The organism is Candidatus Nitronereus thalassa, assembly GCF_032191465.1.
Taxonomy (GTDB): Bacteria; Nitrospirota; Nitrospiria; order Nitrospirales; family UBA8639; genus Nitronereus; species Nitronereus thalassa.
On the sequence record NZ_JAQOUE010000001.1, the window covers coordinates 2670559 to 2690000 of the forward strand.

A 19442-nucleotide genomic window follows, 5' to 3' on the forward strand; every position below is an offset into this window, starting at 1 on the left:
ATTTCGGCGTTTGACGAGGTATCATAGCCTCAAGAATTGTTACGATCGCTCGTTGGCTTGCCATGGCAAATAAAATCCTAACCCCCCAAACCCTTCCAAGTATTCTTCAACGCCGGCAACGGAGTGGAGAGCGCGTGGTTTTTACGAACGGATGTTTCGATTTGCTTCACATCGGGCACATTCGTTACCTTCAGGCCGCCAGAGTATTGGGAGATCTTTTGGTGGTGGCAGTCAATAGTGATGACTCGGTGCGATCCTTGGCCAAGGGCCCAGGCCGACCCCTGATTCCCGCTGCGCAGCGGATGGAGGTGCTGGCCGCATTAACCTGTGTAGATTATGTTCTGCAGTTTGACGAGCCCACGCCCTTTCAGATTATCGAGACCCTTCAGCCGGATGTTCTTGTGAAGGGAGGGGATTGGTCCGTTGAACACATTGTCGGAAAAGATGTGGTCGAGGGGCGAGGCGGAATGGTAAAAAGCATTCCCCTGATCCCCGATGTCTCCACTACGTTAATCATTGAACGGATTCAACAAATGCACATGAATGCTGATAAATCTCGTAAGACAGCGACGCGACAAGCTTCCGTGAATCCATCCCTACCTGATCCAACCACGACTTCATAACCCAAAGTGTTCCCGGCTCAGCTGGTTTGAAATATACCTCCATGTCAATCCGCACCTTAGAAATCGAAACCTTCCAATCCGTGGTAGAAGCTTTAGGCGATTCGACCGCTAAGCCCTTTCTAGTTGGGCCTCATGGCGAAAGTTTAGCATTCACCATCAGTTTGTTGGCCAACAATTTATCTGGGCCAGGCTCCTCGGCTATGCCCCTGAAGAATTCCCTTCCGTTATCCTGGATTATTCTAACGCCGACTCAGGAAGAAGCCGCGCAGCTGTATCAGGATCTGCGTTTCTTTTATACCTTGTTTGGCCGCGCCGCCGAGACGCTAGCTTTTTTCCCGAATCGGGGGACCATGCCCTATGAAGACACTGCGCCTTCGGAGGATTTGGTGGCCCAACGAATGCGAACCCTCTTCCGGCTTCAGGAGCAGAAGCCGACGCTGGTCATCACTACACCGGAAGCTGTGCTGCAACGCCTCGTGCCTCATTCAATCTTTCAACAATCGTGCCTGACGTTAAAGGTTGGCAGTGTGATCGATCGAGAGCCATTCATCACGCAGCTTCTCAGGCTTGGCTATCGTCGGGTTTCGGTGGTGGAAATTCCCGGTGAATTTAGCGTGCGTGGGGGGATCGTCGATATTTTTTCCACGGCAGAAAGCGAGCCCTATCGTATCGAGTTTCTCGGCGATTCCGTGGAATCCACACGACGCTTCGACCCGGTTTCGCAAGAATCAACGGAGACAGTCTCTCTCGTCCAAATATTGCCGGCACGAGAATATCTCGTTCCTCCCGATCGAATGGAGGCGGAGCTTCCGATTTGGACGCCTGATGCCGAATGGCGATCCCCGGAGCTTTATCCATCGATGGACACATTGCGGGACTATTTTTCAGAAGCTCCCATGATGTTCCTGGATCGTCCATTGAACCTGGCGCATGAAGCGCAAACTCTGTGGGAAGGGTTGTTGGAAGCATGGGAACAACAGGAGCAATCATCTACCGGTCCGCCTTATCCTGAACCGGATGCGCACTTTTTGATTTGGGAGGAGTTTCTAGGGTTGATGGCCTCGAGTCCGATGATAGCCACCGATGTGGTCCCACCGGTGGAGGGAGAATGGAGCCCGGTGATTTCCGTCTCGTTTCAATCGCCAAAAAGCGTGGGACTGGGTTTGCGTGGCACCTCATTTACCGAGACCTTAAAAATTCTCGAACGTCTGCGCCTGCAAGGTCCGGTGACGGTGGTGGTTCGTTCGGCAGGCCAGGTTGGTCGACTGCTGGCGTTATTCGCAGAGCATCAGGCACCAGCAATGGAAGGCAAACCGCCCTTGAAATCAATTACGACAGAGCGCGAACCATTTTACATTCAGCAAGGATATCTTTCTTCAGGATTTTTGGTTCAAGATACGCCCTTTGCCATTGTGACCGAAGACGACTTGTTCGCCAAAGTCTCGCGGCATCGGCCACAACCCAAAAGTAAAACCGCGGCCTTTCTCTCTTCACTCGAAGACCTCAATGCCGGCGATTACGTCGTGCATGTGCAACATGGCATCAGCCGGTACAACGGCCTTCGCCATTTGTCGGTGCAGGGCTTCGAAAGCGACTATTTGATTTTGGAATTCGCGGGCAAGGATACCTTGTATGTGCCGCTCGATCGCATCAACCAAGTACAGAAATATCGAGGTGGCGAGCACACCGCGCCGAAGCTCGACCGGCTGGGCGGGACGAGTTGGGCCAAAACCAAAGCGCGTGTGAAAAAAGGCATCGAGGACATGACCAACGAATTGGTCGAATTGTATGCCAGTCGTGAAGTCACCACGCGGAGGATCTATTCGGAAGACTCGACCTTGGCTCATGAGTTTGAGGCAGCGTTCGATTATGAAGAAACGCCTGATCAAATCAAGGCCATCGAAGATATTCAACGGGATTTAGAATTGGCCAAACCCATGGATCGATTGGTCTGCGGGGACGTGGGATATGGGAAAACCGAGGTGGCCATGCGCGCCGCATTCAAAGCCGTCCAAGATAATCGGCAAGTCGCGGTGTTGGTGCCTACCACGCTTCTCGCACAACAACATTATGAAACCTTTTGCCGCCGATTCGCACCCTTCCCGGTTCGCGTGGGTATTCTCTCGCGGTTTCAAAGCCCCAAGGAAGTGAAAGCGTTGTTGCCGGATTTGGCGTCGGGCGTAGTCGACATTGTGATTGGCACGCACCGCGTGTTGCAAAAAAACGTGCAGTTTAAAAACTTGGGCCTGGTCATCATCGACGAAGAACAATGGTTTGGGGTGCGACACAAGGAGCGGATGAAGCAGCTACGCACGCAAGTGGATGTTCTCACGCTGACGGCGACGCCTATCCCGCGAACGCTGCAAATGGCGTTTTCCGGTGTGCGCGATTTATCGGTGATTGAAACTCCCCCTTCCGGCCGTCTGGCGATTCGCACTCATGTCCTCCGGTTCAATCCGACCGTGATTCGTGAGGCCATTCGTCGGGAACTGGCCCGCGCCGGACAAATCTTTTTTGTGCACAATCGCGTGCAAAGCATGGAACGGATTGCTACGTGGCTTCAGGACCTGGTGCCCGAGGCGCGCATTCTCATGGCCCATGGCCAAATGAATGAACATGTGCTGGAAGGCGTCATGTTAAAATTCTTCCATGGGGAAGCGGATATCCTCGTCGCCTCGGCCATTATTCAATCCGGGCTAGACGTGCCGCGAGCCAATACGATTCTGGTGGATCGTGCCGATACGTTTGGATTGGCACAGTTGTACCAATTACGGGGTCGCGTGGGGCGAGCGGGCGATCAGGCCTATGCCTATTTCTTTTTCCCAAATGAGGAAGTCCTGACTACGGATGCGCAGAAACGACTTATGGCCATCCAGGAATTTGCTGAGCTGGGATCAGGGTTTCGCATTGCCGCGGCCGATTTGGAAATTCGCGGGGCCGGCAATTTACTCGGCAAGCAGCAATCTGGAAACATGGCCGCCGTAGGCCTTGACCTCTATATGCAGATGGTGGAGCAAGCCGTACAGAAAATGAAAGGGCAAGAGGTTGAAGAAGAACTCGATCCGACCTTGCACTTGAATGTCTCGGCCTTCATTCCAGATGATTACGTTGAAGATGCCCATCAACGTCTTTCTCTCTATAAACGATTATCAGCCAGCCAAAAAATTGGCGACCTCGCGCTTTTACACGAAGAAACGCAGGATCGATATGGCCCATTACCGGATGCAGTCGAACGGTTGTTTGAAGTCATGCAGATTCGGCTCTTTGCTAAAAAACTGCGACTGGAATCGTTGGAAGTGAACAAAGGAAAAATTACGCTGACCCTCGACGCCAAGGCCACCATTCCGCAAGAAAGCCTTGATTGGCTCATGCAATATACGGAAGACACCATTCAGTTTCTTTCTCCCCAATCGCTCGCCATTCAGACCGGCCATGAAGAATGGGGTGGGCAGGTGGAGGAGTTAAATAGGATTCTTCAAGGTCTTCTCAATGCACCACAGGAATCGGTGCAAGTTTAATGGGGATTGTACATTGAGAAAAGCCGTCGTCTCTTTTTTAGGATATTTCTTGGGAGTGCTCTGGTTGTTGGTGTGGCCGGCGGGTGTTGTGCTGGCCCAACCCATCAACGACGGCATTGCTGCTATCGTGAATAACGAAGTTATCACGCTTTCCGAACTCGAAACAGAATTGCGAGATGAAACGATTCGGCTCCGGGCACGGTATAATGGCAAGGAACTCGAGCAACGGTTGATGCATAAGGAGTTCGATGTCCTCAACCGGATTATTGAGCGCAAGTTACAGCTGCAAGAAGCCAAAGCCAAAGGAATTCGTGTTACAGAGGAGGAGCTCGACCAAGCCATCGAGGAGTTACGGCAAAGCCAGCCGGTGGTGGCGGACTCGACTCCCAGGTCGCGTCTTCGTGAAGAATTGGTCCTGCGTCGGATGCTGGACTTTGAAGTACGGCGACGGCTCATGGTGTCTCCAGAAGAAGTCCGCAGTTATTACACCAAGTCGCAAGCAGAATTCACGGCTCCCGCAGAATATCATCTCCGGCAAATCTTACTGAAACCTGGTTTAGGAGAATCGAGTGCAGATGTGTTGGAGCGTGCGCAATCGCTCGTACAGCAACTCAAAGAGGGAGCTGTGTTCTCAGACTTGGCGAAGAATCATTCCGAAGGAACAGAAAGTATTCTTGGTGGGGATTTAGGGTTCATGCGAAAAGAAGAATTATTAGGCCCCTTAGCGCGGGCAGTGGGGGATATGGTTGCCGGCGAGGTGAGCGCGCCCGTGGAAACCGAATTGGGTGTGCATATTCTTATGCTGGAAGAAACGAAACCAGGCGAACCTCTCCCCTTTGAAGACGTGAAGGAGGCGATTAAAAATAATTTGTTTCAACGAAAGACTCGCGACGTTCGACAAGAATGGTTGTCGAACTTAAAGGACAAAGCGTACATTGAAATTCGTTTTAAGTAGGGATTAAACGGCCCGTTTATCATCCTTTTAAATACAGTTCCATAAACTCGAGATTCGAAAAAAATTCCAAAATGACAAATTCGAATTTTTAAATTTGGTCATTTTTAATTTGTTTGGGATTTTGATATTCGAGTGTCGGTTTACTCTGCGGTTTCCCGTCGCTCGCGGATTGCCTTCCAGAGTTCTAGCCGGCCTTCATTCGTTTTCGCAGAATACAAAATCACATCATCAGGATTTGGGAGTTGAAGCGACTGGCATAGTTTTGTCAGGCAAGGATTTCGCTGGCTGCGGTTAAGCTTGTCGACTTTGGTGGTGACCACGATGGGCGGATGACCGATATGACATAACCATTCGTATGTGGTCACATCATGGGCTTCTACTCCGCGAGAATCCACCAACTGGACCACCGCAAATAATTGTTCGCGCTCGGACAAATAGCGTTCGATCATCGGTCCCCATTGCTGCCTCACGGATTTTGAGACTTTTGCATATCCATAGCCAGGCAAATCCACAAAAAACATGTCCGGGATAATCTTGTCCGCCGTCTTGATCCGAAAAAAGTTGAGCGTTTGGGTCTTCCCCGGCGTGACGCTCACCTTGGAAAGTTTTTTCCGGTTCAATAACGAGTTAATCGTAGATGATTTGCCCACATTCGATCGACCCACAAACGCGACTTCAAGCAATCGTTCGCGGGGATACTGTTCGGGCTTCACGCAACTCAGCTCAAATTCTGCAGAGTGAATTTTCATGGGACTATGGTTTCTCCAACACTAGACTTAGGTTTAAGGAGCTTCCTGTGAAGGGAAGGCACTTTAGTGTGCCGGGCTGAGACTACCAGGGGAGGGAGCGATGACACAATGGCCACCCAAAATGCCAAAGGAAAGCCAGCTGTCTAATTGCCAAACAGCAATTGAGTGAAACTCTTCTTTTGTTGCACTCGTGGCTTCAGGATTTGAGCGCACAGCCAACAGTAGGCCGAAACAATTCCACCCTCAGTGATGGGATCGGTCACAATAGCTGGATCGCAAACCATATCGACCAGTCCGCCATCCGTGCGAACGAGTATCCACTGATACTTCTGTTGAGAATGTGGGTTTCGCAGCAGCGCGGTTTCCACTACATGGCCAGATATCTCCGCAGAGGACTCTGGAAGAAGAGAGACACCCTCCCCAGGTTTCCTGACTCCGGTGGGCGTAAACATTTCCGGATTAGGTTTGCCTTGCCCAACTTCCGACGCCTGGAAGGACTCGAAGGAAGAAAACGCATCCACATTGTACGCAAAGGCGGAGAGACGAAGAGGACTGATGAAGGGAACCTCCAAGTGGGGATACCGTCCAATGTCCACGATCTCACAGACCAACTCAAAGGTCCCAACTTGAGGATTGCTATGTTTGGGATTGACCCATCCTCGGATCGCGCCTTCCAGCATGGTATCCCCTTCACGGCGGAACTGGCGAGTGACACCCACATTCATCACGGACTTTTTTTGAAAAAACGGGGTGACGCCAATCAGGTTATAGTCTTCGTCCATCTGAAGCCATAACTCCGCGCCTTCTCCGCCTGCCCATCGAAGGTAGCGGCCCTTGGGGCAATTGAAGGTGATGGTTGCGTCAATGACCTCTACTGCTAAGGCTTCGATGTCCTCGACCGTCTCGGCGGGGAATCCTATGCTGGTGAAGTGGCTGGGCATAACTTAATTTTTTTGCGGGGTTTCGTCCCCGCGCGACGAGGTCCTTTTGTTTCGGTAAAAGGACCCAAAACCATTTCCGCCAGTGCGGGTCTCTGCGGGTGCCTGGCCCAGAACCTCGAATCAAGATGGCTCAGAAACTCGCTACGCTCAGACAGTCTTCGCCCAAGAGTAGGATTCGAGGCCCTGGTCCAGCCGCGCCCAACGCGAGTGAGAGGAACTTTTAATATTCTTCATTCCTTAAAACTCTCAAAATTACCTTTGACCCAAAAACCCTTCCTCTTTCCTCATTATTATAGCCTCCTGTACAATTTAATCTACTGTAGGGTCCCATCCATTCCCCATGGGGGTAAATTTTAGTTTCTTTTCAAAACCCTCAATGATGGAAACAAATGGCTAAATCACTGACGACTGATGAAATTCAGACCATCCTCGAAAGTGGCAAGTTTAATAATCTAATCGGGGCAACTGAAGATGAATTGCTAGAGTGCAAGAAGTCCCCTTATCAACTCGATCAAGAAGACCAAAAATTGGAACTAGCAAAAGATGTTTCCGCGCTAGCCAATGTGCGAGGAGGGTATATTATTATTGGCGCACGCACAGAGAAAACCCTCGCACAATTGATTGCAGATGAAGTTACAGAAGTGCACCCCTTCCCTCAGAATCTTGTTGATATAGAACGTTACTTCAACGTGCTAAAAAGCTTTGTTTACCCAAGGCTTGAAGATATTAAAATAAAATGGTTTGTCTCTGCCCAGAATCCAGGTAAAGGAATTGTTTCGATTTATATACCAAAGCAACCACAAGTTCTCTGGCCTTTCCTGATCACTAAGAATATAGAAGAAATCGGTAAAAATAGGCGGATTGTATTTGGGTATGCCGAGCGACGAAGGGCAAACGCGGAGCCCAAGTCTGTAGAAGAACTACACACAATGATTAGAGATGGTTCGCTTTTCGGGCCCATAAATCAAAAATTAGATATTCTTCAAGAAAATGTCGAAATGATGAGCACGGGCATCACAGTCCCACTGTCGAAAACGCAGCCACATCATTTTCTTGAAGGTCGCGTTGGGCTAGTGTTGAGCGAACTCGAATTGCCAACGACTAACCCATTCTATGTATTAGGAGTAGTACCTCACAAATCACTAGATATTCCAGATCTATTTAAAGGTGCTGAAACTAATGTGGTAAAACTACTACATGACCCGCCTTCTCTCAGGTCACGGGGCTTTGATCTTTCTTGTTATGAAACGGATAGAATTATTGCAGGAGAACGTCGTCGGGTAATGATAAAGAAGTATAAGTCTCTTAATTTGTGGCGAGACGGAATGCTTATTTTTGCTTCGGAAGGAGATAATTTTCTCTGTTGGGGTAGCAAACCAGGTCGTCTACGTATCAACCCATTGGCTCTTGTAGAATCCTTATACCTTTTTAGTAAATTAGCCAACTTGGTTTATAAGGAAGGAAAGCTGCCTCCACAGGTGGTGGTCTTTCATTTAGAAATACGAAATATGACCATCAATGAATTTCCAGTTGGCCTGGTTCCTGGCCCCTTGGGATCCTTTAAATCGATATTTGGAGCAGACATACATGATGCGCCAGAATCCTCTAAGAAAATTAACCTTGAATGGAATGAAGAGATAACCCCTGGAGTTGTCGCTTACCGGTTGGCTAGAGAACTCTATGTGTGGTTTGGGATCTCTGAGGATCATATCCCCTACACTGAGCTTTCTGGTACTGACAAGGTGATTAGTGAGAACAAAATAATCGAAATGAACAGGAATCCAATCTGAAACACTCGCATAAGGCTATATTTTTTCCAAAAAGTAGGCCAATTCCAATAATTATTGTGTTGAAGATGGAAGTTTTTGTGTTTTGGCCTGGTTCAAAAACAACTGTTTTTGAAAATTTCATTATATGGTCTCAAAACAACCACGGGCCCTCGTTCTTTTGAACGAGGGCCCGTGCGTATGGTGCGCTTATGACGCATGTTCCTTTTAAATTATTTAGTGACTCGCTGGCCAATGTGCGGGTTTTTCTTGGCTTGGTTGCCATTTTCGGACGGTTGGTTTCGCCCTATTCCTTTTTAGATTCAGGGTCCTCTCCAAGATGCCTGTGGTTCATTCGAAGAACCCATGTGCTGACGAGCACTGTCGTGGTTTCGTGAGGCCGCTGTATGGCAACGCTGGAAGCCCGCTTTGCGTGATCAACCTGTGGTTGGCCGCGGGCCTTACTGTTTTGGTGGGCTGAGGTCTTCCATAGTGGACCCCTCTTGGCTATGCCGGGAATCTGTACTGCGCCATTCCCTAGCTTTTCCCGGCGCGTGATATTTCTACGTTCGCCTAAGAAAAATCCTATGCCTCTCGCTCGGAGGTTGTCAATAGGTTTTTGAAAAGAAAAAATTTTCTCCGTCCCCCTCTTCTTCTAGCAGAGAGGGAGATCTTGAATTCTTGAAGAAATTTCTTTTGCTTACTCGCCTTTCAGCAACATGGTATATTTTTCTTAATGAATTCCATGAACGCCATGATTTTGAAGCAGGATGCCGATGTAGGCACGGGTCCGTTGCAACTTCGGGAAATGCCTATCCCCCAACCAGGGCCGGGCCAGGTTCGGGTCAAAATTTCTGTGTGTGGGATTTGTCGGACGGATCTTCATGTGGTGGAGGGGGAGTTGCCTATGTCGACGCGTCCCATTATTCCGGGGCATCAAACGGTTGGCGTGGTGGATAAAATTGGAGTAGGGGTGACCACCCTTCAAGAAGGTGATCGAGTTGGCATTGCCTGGCTTCAAGGAACGTGTGAAGACTGTGAGTATTGCCAGAGTGGGCGAGAGAACCTGTGCTACCGTCCGACGTTCTCTGGCTACCATGTGCATGGCGGTTTCGCCGAATATGCCTTGGTGTCGGAGAAGTTTGCCTATCCCATTCCCTCGGCTTTTTCGGATGAGGAAGCGGCTCCACTTTTATGCGCGGGGATTATTGGGTATCGGGCATTGCACCGCAGCAACATCCAGCCAGGCCAACGTTTGGGGTTGTATGGATTTGGGGCTTCGGCGCATATCACCATTCAAATTGCGCGGCATTGGGGATGCTCGGTCTATGTATTTTCGCATCGAGAGGAACACCGTGAACTGGGGCGGCAATTGGGGGCAGTATGGGTGGGCAACTCAACTGACTCCCCACCAGAAAAATTACACAGCGCGATTATTTTCGCCCCGGTCGGCGACTTGGTTCCTCCGGCACTGCAGGCTGTAGGTCGAGGAGGAACCGTGGCGGTCGCCGGCATCCACATGTCGGCGATTCCTTCGCTGGATTATGCGCGGGATTTATTTCAGGAGCGTACCTTACAAAGTGTGACGGCGAACACGCGGCAGGATGGACTCGATTTTTTTCGAGTGGCAGCAGAGATTCCCATCCGCACACATACGCAGGCCTTCCCTCTGGAAAAGGCCAACCTCGCGCTTCAAGAACTTAAAGCCGGCAACATCACTGGGGCCGGAGTCTTGCGAATCCACTGAACAGGCCGACATGCTTTCTTATGGTTCTTGCTTCGCTTTAATTTTCTTGTCGATGTTTCGAATGTGAATGGAGCGTCCTCGTTCATCGAGAAAGGCTTGGATCCAATCACCGACATGGGCGGGCCGATCGATTGTCGTGTTTTGATCGAAGGGGATTCTGTATTCGTGTTCAGTGATATCTTGCACCACATACGCCGCGCCTTCGATCTTTCTGACCTGTCCTTCAATGGTTTGCGCATAGGCCTCGGGCAAGACAGAATCTTTTTCAATTTTTTGATACCCACTGGTACCCAACACAATGCCCAATCCCAGATTCTCTTGGGTGGCTTCTTGTGGGACTTCCGCGTCGGTGTTGAGTGGCGGTTCTGTGACGCAGCCGCTTACCCCTACTGCCAAAAAACAGAATAACCCGAGCACGCCAACTGAAAGACTTACTGCAACATTGTTGAATTTCGTCAGAATATGACTCATGGAGCCGGGACTCCTTTCATTTCCCCGCCAATGGCTTGCACGCCAGCAGTGGCACAACCTTCATCCAGATGTGCTCCGGGAGCGCCGCCCACGCCAATGCCGCCGACCACTTCTCCCTGAATTTCAATAGGCAGGCCGCCGCCTAAAATTAAAATCTTTTCATTCATATCCCGAAGTCCTTCGATGCTGGGGAACTTGGTCAGGAGTTGGGCCAAATGTTCGGTCGGACGCCGAAGGCTTGCCGACGTGTAGGCTTTGCGCGAACTACTGTCCACGGTATGGGGCCCGGCTCCGTCATCCCGCAACAACACTTTCAAATTACCCCCAAGATCTACCACTGCCACGCTGACTTTGTAGCCTCCTGACGCACATTTTTCCATCGCGGCCACTGCGGCCTTTTCAGCTAAGGCAAGCGGAAGAACGGATTGTTTGGGTAACCCTTCGGCACCGGCCAGGGTCATGAATCCACCAAGTGTCATGATTCCCGCCAACACGAGAATTGGGGTGTATATGGTTGTAGAGCTCATACTCCGTCTCCCTTTTTTCATATGCCATCTCCTTACACAAAGGTTGGGAAGTACTCGTTGAGCACTTCGTCTTTTATTTCTTTATGGTAGTGGCACTTTCCGCTTTTCCGGTCATCGGCACAAAGGCGACCGGTAAGAGTTTCTCTTTGTGCCATCCGTCTCGTGTGCGTGTCATCAACAGCAATTGTTGTACAGCCTTTCCTAACGGCAGAATCAATCGCCCTCCGATGGCGACTTGATCCAATAACGGTTGCGGAATATGTTCGGGCGCCGCCGTGAGAATAATAGCGTCAAACGGGCCTTCTTCCGGCCAGCCTTGGTAACCATCCCCGGCGCGAACTTTTACGTTGGTCAGACCTAAATGGGTTAATGTGTCTTTCGCTCTCTCGGCGAGAGGCTCGACAATTTCAATGCTAAAGACCTTGTTCACCATGTGGGACAGAATGGCAGCTTGATATCCTGAACCGGTACCAATTTCCAACACCCGTTCGTGGGGTTGAAGCTTCAAGGCTTCGGTCATGAACGCAACAATATACGGTTGGGAAATCGTTTGCCCGAATCCGATGGGTAAGGGATGATCCTCATACGCCTGCTCTTTTTCTGATTCCGGTACAAACTCATGGCGGGGCACCTGCCGTAGCGCCTGAATCACCTGGGAGTCAGTGACACCGCGTGCGATGATTTGCTCCCGTACCATGTGGTCGCGTTCGACCTGGCGGGGCTGAGGATCCTGTGTGGGGTTTTGTGTCATGTCATAACTCAAAGTCGGCGCTGCTAAATGAAATCCTAGCAGTGCACCACACCAGGTTCCAAGTGTTAACGTCCGCCTCATGATTCTTTCCCAAACGATGCAGTGGTCTCTTGAAAATATGTGATTGTCTTGGCGATCCAATCCCCTTGTAACCAGTCAGGATAAAAATCAAACGTCACTCGTGTGCCGTACGTGGGACCAAAATCTTTTTTATTGATCTGATCGTTCCAGGTTTCAAACGTGAATCGGTGAATCTGGAAGCCAAGAGAATAATACCGTTCTTCCAGCGCGTCGCCTTCAATATCTACAAAAATCCCGGAATCGATCGTGATTCCTCCAAACAGAACGCAGATGGGAATATTATGGTTATCAAACCACCCAAGACTCACCTTCCCTTGGGCGATAAATGACTGGGGCGCGATGGCTTCAAAGGCTGCGCCATTAAAGACGCGTCCATAACGGCCCAAGCCGGACACTCGTACCATATTTGCAATGGAGTGGAGAGTTCCACCTTGAGGGCTCCATTCCTCGGCGATCGGTTTTAACATAGCCCAATGCTTCACGCCCGCTCGTCCCCACACTTCATGGTAGAGCGTCCCGGTAGAGAACCCTAGTCCGGCAAAGACGAGATTATCCTTGACCCATTTGGTAAGGGAACCATCCACCATAAAATCGAATTCGGTTCGTACGCCCCCGACCGGCACCTTGGCAATGTCAAACAAAAAGTCATGGACAAACTCATTTTGTAAAAATTTCGTGGGTTCGTCGCTGGTTGGGCCTCCACTTACTGTGAGGTTGGTTTGCCAGCATGCCGTACAAACCTCTTCTTGCGTCCAATTTTGGGTCCAGCTGATGGACCCGAAATTAAGTCCAATAGTTTCTCGCGTGTCGTTGAATCGCTGGCCTTCGCCATTAAACTCCGTAAACCGAAAAAAATTGATGCCGGTCGCCACTTGTGCCTGTTGATCGGGGAAACCCATCGCGCCCCAATGAACGCCGGGTGAGGGGGTCTCAGCTCGTGCTGAATTATTTGAATTGCTATGGAGGAAGGCTCCTGTCATCAGCACGGCACACAACCAGTGCACAAAACTGTTTCGCTTGATGGGAAAAGACATCATAGATGAATGTGCTGCTGATTCGCTGATGGGAGTCTCTATGAGCTAGCTGCAGTGTAAGGGAAAGGTGGGAGAAATGGCTAGCTTGAGGGTGGAGAAAAGGTCAACCACTCGAAGCATTAAAACGACGATTCTAGCGAGGAGGTAAGTCGGTGTCCGGTTAATGCCAGATAAGCGTTATCCACCGTGTCCACGTGGGAAACATGCATCAGAAATGGAATTTGCCAATCATCATCTCGAACATCATGTTCTTCAGGGATCAGTATTCGCTCAAGATGTTCATCGTAGGCCGCATAGACTTTTTGTGGAATTCCGCCGACCTTTCCGATGCGGCCATCCTCGGTGATGGTGCCGGTAATTGATCGCCCATCGATGAGTTCGTCCCCTTTGGCCAGGGCGGCCACGCTTAAGCCAACCATCGCGGATAAGCTTTCCCCATACATGGTCTGTCCAGGATTAGGAAATGTAAGCGAGACAGTCCAGGATAGGGTTTCAAGGTGGGCTGCTGCGGCGACTCGCTCTATGGCCCATTTGACCGCATGCTGAGCCAATGGGGAGAATTTCCCCGGCTTGGTATCAAACCGAATTCTCAATCCTTCCTGGTCGGATCGATCCTTGAAATGAATGATGACATGACTGACTACCCCGACCGGACGCTGAGCATGGCCAATAGCGAGACCTAAAATTGGGACCGACAGATGTTTGAAATGTGCGGTGGGCGTAACTCTGGCGGCGACGGGCGTCGCCTCCAATGCATTTCCTAATAGGAATGCCAGTCCCAAGAGGCCACTCAATAGTTTTCGGTTTGTCAATCCTAACACAAGTTCACTCCTCTTTAATGCCTAAACAGTATTTATTATACCTGACGTTCTTTGCGATTGTCTCTGTGATGCCAGAAATTTTTTAATTTTTCAGGCTCAAGACCCATCCACACGGTGTGGCAGAAATTAACGTGTAGTCTTGAGCTTACCTTAATTAATGAGAGATTTTTAATCTTCCTCTAATGTTGTCTTCATCTTGCCAGCGTACGATGTGATCACGAGGCGTCATGGATTTCCAATTATGAGTCGAGAATCTAATTTTGATCTAGAGTTCGAATCGAACCAGCATGAGGACTATTCCGTTATGCCCAAACACATGCTCATTGTTGAATCGGATCAAACCGCTTCCAAATTGTACGCACTTTGGTTCAATGATATGGGGTTTCAGACCACGTCCGTAACTGATGGGTGGCAGGCGATGCAGGCGCTCGCGGATCAATCTATTGATGGCCTGCTGCTGGACCTTAAGGCTCCTATCATGGATGGGTTGGCCATGCTCACTCAGCTTCGCCAACGGTATGCGGATATTCCTGTCATTGTCCTCGCGACCGTAGATATGACGGATTCGTTGTTGGAAGCTTTGGAAAGCGGAGCGCAGGATTATTTAACCAAACCTGTGTCACAACACTTATTTAAGCAAAAATGTCGCCGGGTGTTTCTTCCGCATCAGAAAATGGACTTTAACAAAAAACCCGAAACACCCACTACCGAAAGTATGAAACATATTCTTATCGTAGATGATGACCCTGATATTCGGATGCTGCTTCGGTCGGTGTTGGAATCCTATGGTTACCGTTGCGATGAAGCGCAAAATGGATTGGAAGCGATAGAGCTGGTCGAAGGCCACTCATTTGACCTCGTGTTGGTGGACTATTCCATGCCGCTGATGAACGGGTTGGAGGTGATTGAGAGTATTGCTGAACGACCATGCGAGTCCCGACCGGGGGTGATCATGATAACCGCACAAGCGGACGAAACTCTTCGAACACAGGCGCTCAAAGCCGGGGCCGCTGAAGTCCTGACCAAACCCTTTGATTTAGATCACATGCTCTTAACCATTGGACGAACGCTCAAAAACAAACATTCCTCCTCTCGGTGTTCCCGATGAAGCCTGTGAGTGGATAAGCGAAACCGGTTGCCCTTGTTTACCCCGCAACCTTGATGGTCCAGGCACGATTTAAGTAGTTCATGACCATCCTTCAAAGGCCAGCCGGTTTCCCTTCCCACTTGATCGTGAGACGGCAATGTATGAATGAGTTAAAAGATAAAGCTCATAAAGCTAATGTGAGCCTGGATTCAATGGATTCAAAAAAGGCGGCTCTTTTTCCAGAGGCGTCTTTTTTGTTTGTGTTTACAAGCTTTTCATTCCCGAGGTTTTTATCGGGAATCCAGTTTGATCTTATGCGGGGAAAAACCCTGCAAAAAGACTAACCAAAATCAGCCCAATTCGCATAAGGCCTTAATCTATAAACCTCCTCAATAGAACTCCCCAACCTCACCCCCTGTTCCTCAAGCAACTTGGCCACTTGCCAAAGTGGCAACCCGACAATAGTCGGATAATCTCCCTCAATTCTTTCAATTAGTTTTGACCCTTCGCCTTGAAGCGAGTATGCGCCTGCCTTTCCTAAGCTCTCCTCGGTGGCGAGATAAGTTTTCAATTCTTCCTCGGTGAAAGGTTTAATCCAGACTTCGGCGGTTTCCACTAAGGCAACTGAATGGTTAGTCATGTGGTGAATCAAGGCGAGTCCGGTGTGCACCTGATGGGAATATCCACGTAATTGTTTCAACATGATTTCGGCTTCTTTAATATCTTTAGGTTTGCCCAAAAGGGTGCCGTCAATTTCAATCACGGTATCGCTCCCTAGAATCAAATCATTTGGATACTGCGAGGCAATGGATTGGGCCTTGTCCAGGGCGAATTGTTTGGCTTGGTCGGGCGGCGAAACGCCTGGCGAAACAATTTCCTGTGAAGTTGGCGAAATAATGTCGAAGGAAATCCCAAGTAGCGCGAGCAATTCGCGGCGGCGAGGGGATGTGGAGGCGAGGATAATGTTCACCGGTGTGTGTAAAGGCCGTCGCGACTAATATGAGGCACTCAGCGCTTCTTGTTCGGTCAGGACGTGCTGAGAGGTATATTCATCCAGCAAGCGTTGTACTTCTTGGGCCGTGTTGGTTTTAACCATATTGGCACGCATGGCTGCGGCGTAGGGGAATTCGCTGCAGTACCATCCCAGGTGTTTCCGCATGCGAGGGAACCGAGGCGTCTCATTAAAGGATTCAAAGAGCACCGCATGGTTGATCATCATCTGGAATCGTGATTCGAGGGAAATCCTGGGCTGAATCAATGGTCCGGAATTTAGGTTCTGAGTCGCGTTTCGAATAAGATCTTTTCCTTGGAAGATCCACGGATTTCCTTGTGCGGCGCGTCCAATCAGGATGCCATCGACACCGCTGGTGTGAATGCGATTTGCCGCCTCATTCAATGACCGGATATCGCCGTTCCCCAAAACCAAAATGCCATGGCGATGAATAACCTGAGTGGCGTTGGCAATGGCTTCCCAATCGGCTTCCCCTCGATACATTTGTTGCAAGGTTCGACCGTGGATCGAAATGACTTCCGGTTGGCCTTGGGCTAGACAATCACTCCATTCGTTGATGACGACCGAATCATAGCCGAGCCGTGTCTTGACGGTGAGTGGCAGTCGTCGGCGAGGGGGTGGTTCTGATCCTCCCCACCGAACCTGGTTTCGTTCCTTGGCTTGATGGATGGCGGATTTTTTTAATCCAATTTCCTCAAGAGTTTGTCCCTGTGCCCAATCGGCAAGTCCTTGCTTGGTGGAAGCCATAATTTCCAAAGCCAAATCTGGGGTACGAATCAGACCGGCACCGCTACCCGACGAGGCCACGTTTTTTGATGGGCATCCCATATTAATATCCAGCCCATCGAATCCCAATTCTCCAATGACATGGGCGGCTTTGTAAAATAAGGCCGGGTGTTTCCCATAGAGCTGGGCCACGATGGGGCGTTCGCATTCGGAGTATCGCAACGGTTCCCAGCCCGCTCGGCTTCCGTGGCAAATGTCGTGGACATTGGTGAATTCGGTGAAGAGGACATCCGGGCGTCCATAGGTCGCCATGACGTGACGGAAGGTGACGTCCGTGACCCCATCCATGGGGGAAAGTCCAACTATGGGACGAGGGAGTGAGTGCCAAAAGCTCATAGGGATTGAGATGTTACAATGAGAATGTCCATCATGCGATCGTTCTTCACATATTTGATTTTGGAGCCCAACCGACCGAAATAGCCTGGTGCGGGGCTATGTCTTTTTCTTTTAGAACAAAATAGTATGGTTGAGATTCACTTGTCTAGCGTAATTATCGGTGGAAAGTATTTTTCCCAAGAATGGCACCAATGAAAAACCACATAAAGGATCCTTTTGACCCAATTTCCTCTGCGGAAATTCCTTCGGAAGCGCAGGGGGAGAGTTTCAATGAACTTCTTCCTAAATTAGAGGCTCTCTTGTCCGGTCCTGCATCGGATTTGCGAATGGAGCTCCTCCGAGAAATGATCGCGGGAGTCGTGAAATATCACGAGCAGCGTCTTGATGTCCTAGATATCAAAATCGTGAACCGGACCCTGAAGGAACTCCGCCATGCCTTCAAGGTGTTTCAGCCCTATGAACATTGTTTGAAAGTTAGCATCTATGGATCTGCCCGAACGTCCCCGGATGATCCAGACTTTCAACTTGCAGAACGGTTTGGGCGGCTTCTCAGTCAACGGGGCTTTATGGTGATCACAGGGGCGGGCCCAGGCATTATGGATGCTGGACACCGGGGAGCGGGGCGAGACATGAGTTTTGGTGTCAACATCATGTTGCCGTTTGAGCAATCGGCGAATGCGACCATTGCCGAAGACCCCAAGTTGGTGTATCTGAAATACTTTTTCACCCGGAAGTTACTGTTTGTTCGAGAATCTCAGGCCGCAGCGTTTTTCTCCGGAGGATTTGGAACAATGGATGAAGCGTTTGAAATTTTGACTCTTCTGCAAACGGGGAAAAGCGATCTTGTGCCGGTGGTCTGCCTTCAGGCACCGGGATCTGATTATTGGGATCGATGGCTGGATTTTGTAGCCGGTCAACTCCTCCCACGAGGGTTGATTTCTGAATCAGACTTAAGTTTGTTTAAAGTGTTTCAGCACGAAGAGCCTGCTGTTCAAGAAATTCAAAACTTTTATCGGAACTTTCATTCGTCTCGGTTTGTTGGCCAGCAAATGGTTATAAGGATGCGTATGCCGCTGACTCCTCATCAGTTAGCGGAAGTTCAATCGACTTTTCAGGACCTCTGCACCGAGGGGTCGTTTACGCAAGTCGAAGCCTTTCCTCAAGAACAGAGTGAACCGAGAATCTCGCATTTGCCCCGCTTGGCGTTCAACTACCATCGACGAAATGCTGGCCGCCTTCGTCAATTGGTTGACTGGTTAAATGGGTTGCCGCAAGAGCCTCATTCCAGCAGGCCGTTAAACTGAACTCTTAAGAGCTGTGCTTTGTTGATGATCGATCCACTGTTTCGCGTGGAAAGTCGAAGGTCTTTGTCTCAAAATGCAATCATGTTATGGTACCTTCAGTGAAAAAAAATGAGGCCAAACAAATATGTCTGTTTCAAATAAACCCGAACCGAATATTGTGCTGTATCATGCAGATTGCGCCGATGGATTTGGTGCCGCCTGGGCCTTATGGAAGCGATATCCGCGCGCGAAATATATTGCGGTGAAGCATGGTCAGCCTCCGCCCACTGGTCTTGAAGGCCAGCATGTCGTCATGGCTGATTTTAGTTATGGGCGTGAGGAGATTGAAAAGATCCATAATGTTACCGCTAGTTTTCAAATCCTGGATCATCATGTCACGGCTCAAGCGGCGTTAACCGACTTGCCCTATGCCTATTTTGACATGAAAAAAAGCGGGGCCGTGTTGGCATGGGAATGGGCGCATGAGGAGCCTGTCCCTTGGCTGTTACAGTACATCCAAGATAAAGATCTTTGGGAATGGCGATTGCCGAAGAGTCGTGAAATTAGCGCGGCCTTGGGGGCTTATCCTTTTGACTTTGAAGTGTGGGATAGGCTGGAGCAAGGTATGTTGGAAATTGAAGGGCGAGCGATTCTTCAATTAGAGGAAAAACTTATTGAGACGATTGTGGAAGAAGCTGTTTTGGTATCATTTCAGGGTGAAACCGTTCCTGCGGTTTACAGTCCGATCATGACGAGTCAAATTGGTGAACGATTATGTCGAGGCTTTCCGTTTGGCATTATTTGGCATCAACAAAATGGGCGTCGATATTTTAGTTTGCGTTCGAGAGCTGGCACCACGGATGTTTCTGCGATTGCCGCCAAATTTGGTGGCGGCGGGCATGTTAATGCCGCCGGATTTTCCCTTCCACTTCAATCGTTCACGGATCAGATGTT

At 49.7% G+C, this 19442-nt stretch carries 18 protein-coding genes (1 of these 18 running past the window's edge); 9 read left to right on the forward strand and 9 right to left on the reverse strand.

Annotated elements, in window-relative coordinates; genetic code table 11:
* Window positions 1-62: 62 nt before the first annotated feature.
* Genes rfaE2 through PPG34_RS12045 form a run of 3 tightly spaced genes read left to right on the forward strand, consistent with a single transcriptional unit; the run spans window position 63 to window position 5096 of the window.
* A complete protein-coding gene (gene rfaE2, locus PPG34_RS12035) occupies window positions 63-623 on the forward strand; it encodes a D-glycero-beta-D-manno-heptose 1-phosphate adenylyltransferase (protein WP_313833568.1) in 561 nt (186 codons plus the stop codon).
* Between the two features lie 41 nt (window positions 624-664).
* Entirely contained in the window at window positions 665-4141 is a 3477-nt protein-coding gene (gene mfd / locus PPG34_RS12040) for a transcription-repair coupling factor (RefSeq protein WP_313833569.1), read from the forward strand.
* 13 nt (window positions 4142-4154) lie between these two features.
* Window positions 4155-5096 carry a peptidylprolyl isomerase gene (locus PPG34_RS12045; protein ID WP_313833571.1) on the forward strand — a complete coding sequence of 314 codons (942 nt, stop codon included), beginning with the start codon at window positions 4155-4157 and terminating at the stop codon, window positions 5094-5096.
* Window positions 5097-5236: 140 nt separating this feature from the next.
* Here the strand turns inward: PPG34_RS12045 and yihA are convergent, their stop codons facing one another.
* Together yihA and PPG34_RS12055 are read right to left on the reverse strand one after the other, a co-directional pair.
* On the reverse strand, window positions 5237-5845 hold the full coding sequence (gene yihA, locus PPG34_RS12050; RefSeq protein ID WP_313833572.1) for a ribosome biogenesis GTP-binding protein YihA/YsxC: 609 nt from the start codon (window positions 5843-5845) through the stop codon (window positions 5237-5239).
* Window positions 5846-5988: 143 nt separating this feature from the next.
* Window positions 5989-6786, reverse strand: a complete 798-nt coding sequence (locus PPG34_RS12055) for a hypothetical protein (RefSeq protein WP_313833574.1) — start codon at window positions 6784-6786, stop codon at window positions 5989-5991.
* Window positions 6787-7175: 389 nt separating this feature from the next.
* Here PPG34_RS12055 and PPG34_RS12060 point away from each other — a divergent pair, with 389 nt between their 5' ends.
* Both PPG34_RS12060 and PPG34_RS12065 read left to right on the forward strand, forming a co-directional pair.
* Window positions 7176-8576, forward strand: a complete 1401-nt coding sequence (locus PPG34_RS12060; protein WP_313833576.1) for an AlbA family DNA-binding domain-containing protein — start codon at window positions 7176-7178, stop codon at window positions 8574-8576.
* Window positions 8577-9297: 721 nt separating this feature from the next.
* Window positions 9298-10299 carry a zinc-dependent alcohol dehydrogenase family protein gene (locus PPG34_RS12065; RefSeq protein WP_313833578.1) on the forward strand — a complete coding sequence of 334 codons (1002 nt, stop codon included), beginning with the start codon at window positions 9298-9300 and terminating at the stop codon, window positions 10297-10299.
* An 18-nt stretch (window positions 10300-10317) separates the two neighbouring features.
* Here the strand turns inward: PPG34_RS12065 and PPG34_RS12070 are convergent, their stop codons facing one another.
* From PPG34_RS12070 to PPG34_RS12090, 5 genes are all read right to left on the reverse strand, one after another.
* Entirely contained in the window at window positions 10318-10770 is a 453-nt protein-coding gene (locus PPG34_RS12070; protein WP_313833579.1) for a hypothetical protein, read from the reverse strand.
* Window positions 10767-11297, reverse strand: a complete 531-nt coding sequence (locus PPG34_RS12075; protein WP_313833580.1) for a GlcG/HbpS family heme-binding protein — start codon at window positions 11295-11297, stop codon at window positions 10767-10769. Before PPG34_RS12075 ends, PPG34_RS12070 begins: the two co-directional genes overlap by 4 nt.
* Window positions 11298-11370: 73 nt before the next feature.
* Window positions 11371-12129, reverse strand: a complete 759-nt coding sequence (locus PPG34_RS12080) for a protein-L-isoaspartate(D-aspartate) O-methyltransferase (RefSeq protein WP_313833581.1) — start codon at window positions 12127-12129, stop codon at window positions 11371-11373.
* Window positions 12126-13166, reverse strand: coding sequence for a hypothetical protein (locus PPG34_RS12085; RefSeq protein WP_313833582.1), 1041 nt, complete (start codon window positions 13164-13166; stop codon window positions 12126-12128). Before PPG34_RS12085 ends, PPG34_RS12080 begins: the two co-directional genes overlap by 4 nt.
* A gap of 116 nt (window positions 13167-13282) precedes the next feature.
* Window positions 13283-13984, reverse strand: a complete 702-nt coding sequence (locus tag PPG34_RS12090; protein WP_313833583.1) for a S16 family serine protease — start codon at window positions 13982-13984, stop codon at window positions 13283-13285.
* Window positions 13985-14225: 241 nt separating this feature from the next.
* Between PPG34_RS12090 and PPG34_RS12095 the strand changes: the two genes are divergently transcribed.
* Window positions 14226-15092, forward strand: a complete 867-nt coding sequence (locus PPG34_RS12095; protein ID WP_313833584.1) for a response regulator — start codon at window positions 14226-14228, stop codon at window positions 15090-15092.
* 140 nt (window positions 15093-15232) lie between these two features.
* On the forward strand, window positions 15233-15415 hold the full coding sequence (locus PPG34_RS12100; RefSeq protein WP_313833585.1) for a hypothetical protein: 183 nt from the start codon (window positions 15233-15235) through the stop codon (window positions 15413-15415).
* Here PPG34_RS12100 and PPG34_RS12105 read toward each other — a convergent pair.
* Both PPG34_RS12105 and PPG34_RS12110 read right to left on the reverse strand, forming a co-directional pair.
* Window positions 15412-16041 carry a Maf family protein gene (locus tag PPG34_RS12105; protein ID WP_313833586.1) on the reverse strand — a complete coding sequence of 210 codons (630 nt, stop codon included), beginning with the start codon at window positions 16039-16041 and terminating at the stop codon, window positions 15412-15414. The two genes, PPG34_RS12100 and PPG34_RS12105, sit on opposite strands and share 4 nt — an antisense overlap.
* 24 nt (window positions 16042-16065) lie before the next feature.
* Window positions 16066-17157: a tRNA dihydrouridine synthase gene (locus tag PPG34_RS12110; protein ID WP_313833587.1), complete on the reverse strand. Its 1092-nt coding sequence runs from the start codon at window positions 17155-17157 to the stop codon at window positions 16066-16068.
* Window positions 17158-17396: 239 nt separating this feature from the next.
* On the opposite strand from PPG34_RS12110, the gene PPG34_RS12115 reads away from it, so the two are divergent.
* Together PPG34_RS12115 and PPG34_RS12120 are read left to right on the forward strand one after the other, a co-directional pair.
* A complete protein-coding gene (locus PPG34_RS12115; RefSeq protein ID WP_313833588.1) occupies window positions 17397-18509 on the forward strand; it encodes an LOG family protein in 1113 nt (370 codons plus the stop codon).
* A 124-nt stretch (window positions 18510-18633) separates the two neighbouring features.
* Window positions 18634-19442, forward strand: the 5' portion of a protein-coding gene (locus tag PPG34_RS12120) for a DHH family phosphoesterase (RefSeq protein WP_313833589.1). Its footprint extends 34 nt past the window's final position; only the first 809 of its 843 coding nucleotides appear in the window; its start codon is at window positions 18634-18636; its stop codon lies off the right edge, out of view.